This window comes from Stutzerimonas kunmingensis, assembly GCF_014764705.1.
In the GTDB taxonomy this organism is placed as follows: Bacteria; Pseudomonadota; Gammaproteobacteria; order Pseudomonadales; family Pseudomonadaceae; genus Stutzerimonas.
In genome coordinates this window covers 80063-89025 of sequence record NZ_JACXXG010000016.1, presented here as the reverse complement: position 1 = coordinate 89025, position 8963 = coordinate 80063, and the positions used below count along the sequence as shown (strand labels likewise).

7 protein-coding genes and 2 tRNA genes are annotated in these 8963 nt (G+C 56.7%); 3 read left to right on the top strand and 6 right to left on the bottom strand.

Annotation, left to right across the window (positions count from 1 at the left end; genetic code table 11):
- Positions 1-350 precede the first annotated feature (350 nt).
- A complete protein-coding gene (locus IEG05_RS13790; RefSeq protein ID WP_191122226.1) occupies positions 351-1550 on the bottom strand; it encodes a hypothetical protein in 1200 nt (399 codons plus the stop codon).
- A 439-nt stretch (positions 1551-1989) separates the two neighbouring features.
- Between IEG05_RS13790 and IEG05_RS13785 the strand changes: the two genes are divergently transcribed.
- Positions 1990-4095 carry an AAA family ATPase gene (locus tag IEG05_RS13785; RefSeq protein WP_042919432.1) on the top strand — a complete coding sequence of 702 codons (2106 nt, stop codon included), beginning with the start codon at positions 1990-1992 and terminating at the stop codon, positions 4093-4095.
- Between the two features lie 369 nt (positions 4096-4464).
- Entirely contained in the window at positions 4465-5229 is a 765-nt protein-coding gene (locus tag IEG05_RS13780) for a helix-turn-helix transcriptional regulator (protein WP_313404455.1), read from the top strand.
- A 6-nt stretch (positions 5230-5235) separates the two neighbouring features.
- Here the strand turns inward: IEG05_RS13780 and IEG05_RS13775 are convergent, their stop codons facing one another.
- The 5 genes from IEG05_RS13775 to IEG05_RS13755 form a co-directional block, all read right to left on the bottom strand.
- Entirely contained in the window at positions 5236-5892 is a 657-nt protein-coding gene (locus IEG05_RS13775) for a hypothetical protein (protein ID WP_052742218.1), read from the bottom strand.
- 210 nt (positions 5893-6102) lie between these two features.
- Positions 6103-6489, bottom strand: a complete 387-nt coding sequence (locus IEG05_RS13770; RefSeq protein ID WP_042919428.1) for a hypothetical protein — start codon at positions 6487-6489, stop codon at positions 6103-6105.
- A 234-nt stretch (positions 6490-6723) separates the two neighbouring features.
- A complete protein-coding gene (locus tag IEG05_RS13765) occupies positions 6724-7461 on the bottom strand; it encodes a hypothetical protein (RefSeq protein WP_042919427.1) in 738 nt (245 codons plus the stop codon).
- A gap of 407 nt (positions 7462-7868) precedes the next feature.
- Positions 7869-7945 (bottom strand) — tRNA-Asp (locus tag IEG05_RS13760).
- Positions 7946-7982: 37 nt separating this feature from the next.
- A tRNA-Val gene (locus IEG05_RS13755) sits at positions 7983-8058 on the bottom strand.
- Positions 8059-8315: 257 nt separating this feature from the next.
- Here IEG05_RS13755 and IEG05_RS13750 point away from each other — a divergent pair.
- Positions 8316-8960: a type II secretion system protein N gene (locus IEG05_RS13750; RefSeq protein WP_046620627.1), complete on the top strand. Its 645-nt coding sequence runs from the start codon at positions 8316-8318 to the stop codon at positions 8958-8960.
- Positions 8961-8963: the final 3 nt, after the last annotated feature.

Sequence of the window (8963 nt, the reverse complement as noted above, 5' to 3'; positions counted from 1 at the left end):
TATAACTGAACAGCTCGTTTTGTTTGAGGTCGAGTCCACGCATCGGCTTGGGCTGGCTTCGGCAGAAGAGGATGGCCGCCATTTTGCCAGAGCCACGCGGGCTCTGGCTTTTTTCAACGGCCTGCTAGCCCGACGAGCTGGACAAGCTTGTCAGTGCTGTTGGTGTTGTCAGCCGGGACATACTCGGCCGCGATTTCAAACGGCACCTCAACCTGCTGAACGCCTTGAAAGTCTCGGGTGGGTATTGACGCCGGGCTGAGGCTATTTTCCCAGACTATATGGAGCCGCCCCACCCGCCCAATCGAGCAGCCTGTCAAAATCGCGCCAAAGCAGCTGCGCTCATGACGCGGCTAAGCGAGACTCATTACCTGGAAAAAATTTTCCAAAATTTTACCTGCTGACACATTCGGGCCATTTTTCATATTCCCAGCGCCGTCTTCAGGTAACAAATAGAATGTATGGTAGGAGTCCCTCCGAAGCTGCCAAGCCCTCGGCCCTTCAACCTGTCCGGCCATACACGGCGCAGTACGGGACAACAACATTGCTAGGATAATTTTTTCTAGCAGCGCACCCCTAGGTCTGCCATCAGCCGAGCGCGATACGGCTTCAAAAAGCTTATGCAGAAAACAGGACAGGTGATAAAGTTCTTTATCGTCGGTTGTTTCTCGGGGAACTACGGCCACGTGGCAATCAAAGCGTATATCCTGGTCCATTTCGGCGTATTCATTCTCAAGCGAAAAGTGCGCCCGACCAGCTTCAATAATGTCAGCCTGTATTTCATCAACAGAGAAATCAAACCCATAACAATAGAGATTCTCTCTAAATTCGAGGCTGCGATACAGGATCACCGGACTTATCTTTCCCTGATTCGTAGTCTCTCGTAAAACCACTTCAATTTGAAAACCAAGATTATCCAAATAATGCAGTGCATCCAGAATGATCTTTACAAGGCCCCTACGGTAATCCCTGTTAACCGCTCCTTGATATTCAAATATTGGCCCATCCACCTCGTTTATGTTATATAAAAATGGCATCAGCGAAGCGGCAGTAAGGTAATACCAGCCGCCCAATGTAGACATGGCGGGAACACTTTTCTCGACTGATGCGGAGGTGGTGGCGGCTTGTTCAAGAGCCTGTACTTCGGCACGTAACTGCTTGACCTGATCGCGCTCGATCCTTAGTGAAGCGTGATGCTTTTTCTCCATAGCCTTAAGGGTTGTGCTCAGGTCCCTTCCCGCAATGAGGCTGCTGACTTTGGTCTGGCCCGCTACGTCATCAAAAGTTGCCACACGGACGCGAACACCTGGACCCAACAGTTGATCGCACCAACCTGCGAACGTCATGTGCTGCGCTGATCCTAAAGCTACCTTCATCTCGAGCGCACGATCCAGCTGTGCTTCGTCCAAGCCAGAGAGGTCTGCTAAGACGCCGTACTTACCGAGCACTTGCTGTTGCGCCTCTCGAGCCTTCTTCTGTAAACGAGTCAACGCCTGCTCTCCTTGATCGACGATGGACAGTCCTGCCGCCCAATACTGGAGCATGCCAATCATAACGGCTATTTGCCATCACGCGGACAGCTTCTCGGCGACTTTTGTGAAATCTGTACCGAGCGAGCGTCCAACTGGCATTGGAATAGCAACACAGTCCGTTGCGACCTTGACCCAACAAGGCCGCTTACCACTGGTCGCAGGCTTGCTAAACTGCCCCTACGGGGCGGTTCATTACTAGGTCGACAAGCCGCTCGGCGGAGTCAATTACTCACGCTCTTACGATGTGGTTGTTGGTCTTGACGCATCTGGTCCGCGGATACTTGCAACGGCTAACCGCTGAAACACTGCGTATGCGCATGCGGCTGGGATTTGCGGACTGACTGCCTCTGGCCTTTCGCGGGTAGCAGCGAGCCGACCCTTATCACCCAGCCGATCCTCAGCGACACAAGATGACGCGCATCGACACGATCATGGCCTCTCCCGGTAAAGGAAAACCGCCATGCCTATACGTCGTCTCGTCCAAGCTCGCCATGCATACGCCTCCAATCCACTTGGTACCGATAGCTGTCCGCTGTCACTGAGATGGGCCTTCAGCATCATGCTGGACCTCGGCGGGCACCGTCAGTTGATCCAGCGCCACGGCTTCAATGACGACGGCGTCGCGACCGAACTGGGCTTAGGCGAGCTAGTTGACGCAGATGAATTCGATGCTGCGTTGGCTCTCCGCCAGTTGAAGCGAGCCAGAAAGGCGTTCGATCAGCCGCAAACCATGGTGGGTTACCCTGACCGGCTTGCGCAGAACCTGGCCACCCTGGGTCGCCTGCTGGGGCTCGATGATAACGAACAGAGGCTGTTCGGCTTTTGCGTGATGATGCATACCGACTCCACGCTGAGCGATGCGGCCGAAATGCTCGGCTCGATGGGCTACAACCGCACGCTGAGAGCCTTGTCTGTGCTGCTGGATATCCCGCAGCAGGCGCTCCCGGATCTTCTTTCGCGAGAGGGACGCCTTGTCCGCTCCGGCCTGCTAAGCGTCACTATTACCAACTCCATCATGGCGACCCTGCCGCACCGGCTTTCCATCGACAGCCAGGATTTCCTCGGCATGCTGCGCTTTGGCCAAGAGCGCCCTATCGACCTGTTCCGCCATGCGTTCCGGCTGGCTCCGCCGGGCGAACTGCAGGTCGGAGACTACGAACATCTCGGCAGTCATATGGGCATCGCCACCGGCCACCTGAAAAGGGCCGTAGCGGCACGCTCGACCGGGGTTAACGTCCTGGTTTATGGCCCTCCCGGCACAGGAAAAACGCAGCTGAGCCGACTACTGGCTAGCCTCGTGGAAACGCCTTTGTACGAAATCGCCTGCACAGATAGCGATGGCAACCCCATAGGAGCCAATGAACGATTGGGCGCATTACGATCTGCCATGAGCGTGCTGCATGATCAGCGAGCACTGGTTGTCCTGGACGAAATTGAGGACATTTTCGAGAGCCAACCACTTCCCTTCGCCAGCATGAACAAGTCCCGCAAGGGCTGGATCAATCGAATGCTGGAAGAAAACCCCGTTCCTTGTTTCTGGCTGAGCAACAGCATCGAGGCGCTGGATAATGCCTACATCCGCCGGTTCGACCTGGTGCTCGAACTGCCCAATCCACCGCGAAAACAACGGGAGCGAATCATCCGCGACGCTAGCGGCGATCGACTCGGCCAGGCGCTGGTAAAAAAACTGGTTGAGCATGAAGAGATGACCCCGGCCGTAGTTACCCGAGCCGTACAGATCGGACGTGGGCTCCACCCGCGAAGCAGCAGAGCGCTTGACGCAACCGTGGAAACCCTGGTCAGCGCAACGCTGAAAGCCCAGGGATTCGTGACGCTAGATCAGTCGGCTCAGCCGGCGTTACCGGAGTTCTACTCACCGGGGCTCGTCAATACGGACCTGCCTCTGGAAGGACTGCTTGGTGGATTGAGACAGAACCCCGAGGCGCGGCTGTGCTTCTACGGTCCACCAGGAACAGGCAAGACTGCGTTTGGGCACTGGCTTGCCCAGCAGCTTGAAAAACCCCTGATGGTGAAGAGAGTGTCCGACCTGGTCGCCCCTTTTGTTGGTGAAACGGAACAGAACCTCGCCCGAGCCTTCGCCGCGGCTCAACTGGAGGATGCCGTGCTGCTGTTCGACGAAGTCGACAGCTTCCTGCAGGACCGCAAGAAAGCCAGGCAGAGCTGGGAGATCACCGCAGTCAACGAGATGCTCACCCAGATGGAAAGTTACCAAGGCCTTTTCATCGCCTCGACCAATCTCATGCAGGACCTCGACGAGGCTTCCATCCGTCGCTTTGACCTGAAAATCCACTTTGACTATCTGAAACCGCAGCAGATCCGGGACCTGTTCACCAGTCACTTGAAAGCGATGAAACTAAAGGATCCAGCTGGCTCAGCAGTCAACCAACTGCTCGGTGAAGGTGCGCTCACGCCAGGCGATTTTGCCCTTGTCGCGCGCCGAGCCCGATTCCAACCGTTTGCGACTGCGCAGCAAATGGCGGTCGCGCTGATCCAGGAGGTCAGGCTGAAACGCCAGACACAGCGGCCTATTGGATTCGTGCATTGAGCGATCCATAGCCGGCCAGTGGGCGATAGCCTGAACGGAGCCAGGCGCAAAGGTTATTGCCATGCTGAAGGCGAATAGCCATCCTGCCAGCCCTTGGTGCTCATAGGACGATCACTCTTGCCATCGGCTTCGACTCACAGCGCTCTGAATCGGCAGTGGGAGCTGCTCCAACAGCTCCCATCCCACCCGCCCGGCATTACCTGTGCCGAACTCGTCGCTCGCCTGAGCAGCATGGGCTATCTAGTCAGCAAGCGAACTGTGGAGCGAGACCTGGCTGACCTCTCGAGGCAGTTTCCACTGCAGTGCAACGACAAGGGCCAGCCCTATGGTTGGTATTGGGCAGCCGGAGCCAGCGTTGAACTACCGGGCATGAGCATCAGTGAAGCGCTGAATCTCGCGCTGATCGAAGACAGCCTTCGCTCCTTGTTACCAAGCCCGATGCTCAAGGCGCTGGCTCCTCGTTTTAGCCATGCGCGAGCGAAGCTTGAAAACCAGGCGCCCGGAAACTGCACTGCTCGGTGGGCGGACAAGGTGGCGAATATCAGCCCGAGCCTGAACCTGATACCCCCCGCAATAAACGATAGGGTGGTTGAGGTTCTACACGAAGCGCTGCTGAACGAAAGGCAAGTGCGCTGCAGCTACTACTCAGCCCATAACGACCGGGTCCGTGAACTGACGCTCAATCCCTTGGCTATCGTCCAGCGCGGCCAGGTGTCGTACCTGATTGGCACTGCCGTTCCCTATAGCGATGCACGCCAATATGCTTTGCATCGGTTTCGAGAGGCTCACCTGCTGCAAGCCCCGGCAGAGCACCTTGATACGTTCCGTCTAGATGATTACCTGGCAACCGATGCGTTTCAGTTCGGCAGCAGCCAAACGATCGAGAGAATCCAACTAACCGCCTGGATTGATAACGGACTTGCTCGAGTGCTTTCGGAGACTCCTTTATCGACCGACATGCGACTAGAGCCGCTGGAAGATGGCTATCGCCTTTATTCCACGGTTTCTGACAGTTGGCAGTTGCAATGGTGGCTCATGTCGCTGGGTGACTCGCTAACAGTGGAAGCTCCTGATGAGCTGCGGTTTCGTATCGCCGACAAGCTGCGGAAAGCCCTGAACCGCTACGAGCTGTAGTGGCTATTATGCGACCGGCCCGAAAGTAGCCAGCGGCTCTCCCAAGAGCAGCAGCCGCGCATCTGACTCCGCGTGAAAGCCGGCTCCCAACCTGATGCAATCGGCTTGCGGGTTTATTTCCTCGAGGGCGCAACCCAGCTCAGAGAAATGAGCCAGGGTCATCGTGCTGTCGGCAAATAGCCACGCGAATACATTCCGGAAATTCAATGCCTGGAGCTTGCCCAGCGGGGGCTTGTTTACATCTTCATAGTCGATGATGTGCGCCACGAGATGCTTTCTGGTACAGGCTTGCAGCATGTCACGCAAGTCCGCCACATCCAGCCCATTCAAGCCCGGATGCATGATGCCGTCGCGGATCATCTGCGTGGTCCTGCTTGCCCAGCCGAGGAATTGTTGCGTGCTGAGTGGTTCGGGACAGGTTACCCAGTAACCATTAGCCGGAAGCTCTCTCGTCTCTTGATTTGGCTGCTCAAGAAAGAGCACCACAGCAGCTTCGGGCGGTATCTGGGTAAAGACGGTTGGTGCGCCGATGGCAAAGAACACGTCGCAGTTTTGCGTGATACCAGCACCCTCATCCGTCAAAATAGGCGCATGTAGCGTTTCTGTGAGCGATAAAAAATTCATGCTGCCGAAGCGTGGCCCTGATGGGGAGCAGTTCGCCATGTCGATTTCCTTTTTAAGACTCTGAATTTGTGCGCTACAGCTAATCGCCAGGCGGAAAAGATCCCCGACGTTCTCGCCAACCGAGGCACCAGGACTTCCAAAGCGACCACTCAGCGTGACCCTGCCCGGAGCACTGGTTCTCGCGGCCAGCGAGGCTTTAAGCGGATACCGAAACACGCAAATACCAATACAGCCTTGTACCAACCAGATTCAGCTTGCCTTTCTGGCACGCATAATCTTGCGTGATTCTGCGGCGCTGACCAGCCAACTCACGAGCAACGGGTAGTTGATCTCTTCTGAATCTGCTATCTCTTTGCGCGCTTCCTCGACGCTTTTAGCCATCGACTGCATGGCTTGCGCATCGAGCCCATGCGGCAGGTTTGCACGCGACATCAGCGTCAGGGATTCAAGCAGAGCGTCAAACGTGTCTTGCAGAATCAATAAACGGGACAGCCTGCTTAATTGGCTCTGCACTGCTTCAGGTGACTGAGCTGAATCGAGAAACCCGGCCAGGCTTATGATCCGCCGCCCTAAGCGTTTGCTATTCGATGTTTCTTGCAGAAGATACTCGAGATTTTCCCTGATTAGACGATCCATGGCTGATGCTCCGCTCGACAAGAACGGGCATTCTCACGCCAAAGCGCGACAACCTGCGTCGCGCATGATCGGGCCGCTGACAACGTCGGGTTAGCTAACTCGACCGTTATCCAGCAGGGGCTGACCAGATAGCTATCAAACGGCAACGGCCCATTACTTACCATCAGCACAATCAGCGACAGGTGGCTGAGGACCTGAGCAGCAGCTATCCCGCACCGTGGTCTCGCTCAGGTCTTAGCTCTCTTCCCACCGTTTGCGCAGCGTCCTGATCCTGGCATCACCCCGCAGCGCCCGTCTATCTGGCCCGCAGAGTGCGACTGACCCCTCTGGCAGACCGAATACTTCTTCTATGGCGGTCCGAATGCTACTGACCTTCGCATCCGAACGTGCCGCCCGATAACGCGCCGCCCTTCGGCCGGCGACTACCAGTGCCTGCTCTTCGTCCTGCTCATCTGCAGCGTCCGCTTCGTCGGCTTCCCAGACATCATCCTCTTCGTCCTCTTCGTCGATCGGCTCTGCTGCCAGACCGGCATCTTCAATCTCAGCGTCCAAATCTGACGAGCTCTTACCACAGGAATACCAGGTGCAGACGTCCTCCTGCTCCCACACCATCCCGTTCTCGATATGGAAAGTGCGCGCGGCGGCAGACGATGGTACGTAATCGCTGAGCCGCGACCTCACCGCTGGCAGCCGGTCAAATCCGCGTTCCAACGCAAGCAGAACTTTGTTAGGGCCGGCAACCAGCAAGAATTCAGACCAGCAAGGCTCGTGGAAATTGACGCTGACCGAGCCGTACATATAGATGGTGGCGCGCATTGAAGCGTCCTCTTCGGCCAACCGAGTAAGTACCTCCATTACGGTGCGGTAGATACTGAATCCGGCTTTCTCGATCGACCGGGAATCGACCTCAACGGTAGGCAACGGCGACTTGCTGTTGACGAACGAGAGCTCCGATACCATTTTCTTTAACATTGAATTCCTTCCTTGAACAACTGTTAGGCAGGTAAATCGCCGCCTGCCGTGCGGCAGACCAGTGACCGATTCGCCCAATCCGACAGGGCGCATGAGGCCTGGCTCGATAGCGGCAATCGTATGGCCCGGTCGCGTTGCGAATGGTGCCGGGCCACCGAAGCGGCAGCAAGCCTAAAAAGGGCATACCTGGGAACTCGCCTATCTTCAGCACGATTGGCGGCACCGCGAACGATGGTCACATAGCCACAGAGAAGACGAAATTTGAACCCCGGCCAAATCAGGGGTTTGGTCACCGTTTGGTCACATTCTGGTCACAGAGACCCAGCGACCACACGCAGGCGAGCACTTCAGCAGGACGCAGAAATGAAAAAAGCCCTTAACTGACAAGCAGTTAAGGGCTTTTAATTTGGCGCAGCGGACGGGACTCGAACCCGCGACCCCCGGCGTGACAGGCCGGTATTCTAACCGACTGAACTACCGCTGCGCGTCGGCCGGACTTTCGTCCGAAATCTCACAAAGGTTGGTGGCTGATGACGGGATCGAACCGCCGACCCCCTGCGTGTGATGCAGGTGCTCTCCCAGCTGAGCTAATCAGCCGATCGCCTTGCGAGGCGCGCAATTTACTCAGCCCCCTACGCTAAGTCAACAATAACATTGAATTTTTTTTATGGAACCGTGGTCAACAGGAGCTGCCGCGTCACTTTGTAACCTTGGCCCTGCACCATCGATTCGCCAAGAGCACCTGTAAATTCGCTGCGGCGTCCGCGAAAGTGTTCTAAAAGTGCTGTATCGCCTGACAGAGGCAACCCGCGTACTAGGGAACCGAACAACAAAAGCGCCACGGAGTATTTCGCTTGCCACTGCCGGGAAAACTGGACAACTACCGCCGCTACGTCCCACTCATCATCAGTACCGTGCTGCTCTGCGTGTTCGCGCTCTACCTCGCGATGCAGATCGAGCAATGGATGAACCTGTCTCGCGCCCCTACCCCCACCGACGTCTATGAACAACAAGCCGGCAATCTGGGCCAGCCCGATATGCAGCGGCTGGAAATACTGTTCGGCTCGGCGGCCCCTTCTGACTCCTACGCGCCCACCGCGGCTGCCAGCGGCTTTACCCTGCGCGGCAGCTTCGTGCACATGGATCCGCAGCGCTCCAGCGCCATTGTTCAAGTCGACGGGCAGCCGTCACGGCTCTACTGGCAGGGCGAAGAGCTGGCCAGTGGCGTCAGTTTGCATCAGGTATACCCTGATCGCGTGGAGCTGGCGCGCAACGGCGCCGTCGAAGTGCTGCATTTTCCTCAGGTACGCTCGCCTAGCTACATTCCCGAGGAGATGACCGAAGCGCCCTATCAGGATCAACCACCCTATGCCGAGCCACCGGACGAGGAGACGCAGCTGATGCAGCAGCAGATGGACGCCTTGCGTCAGCAGCTGGAAGAAGCCGTCAACCAACCCGATGCCGCCCCCGCCAACGATCAGCCCACGGAAGACAATTGACCG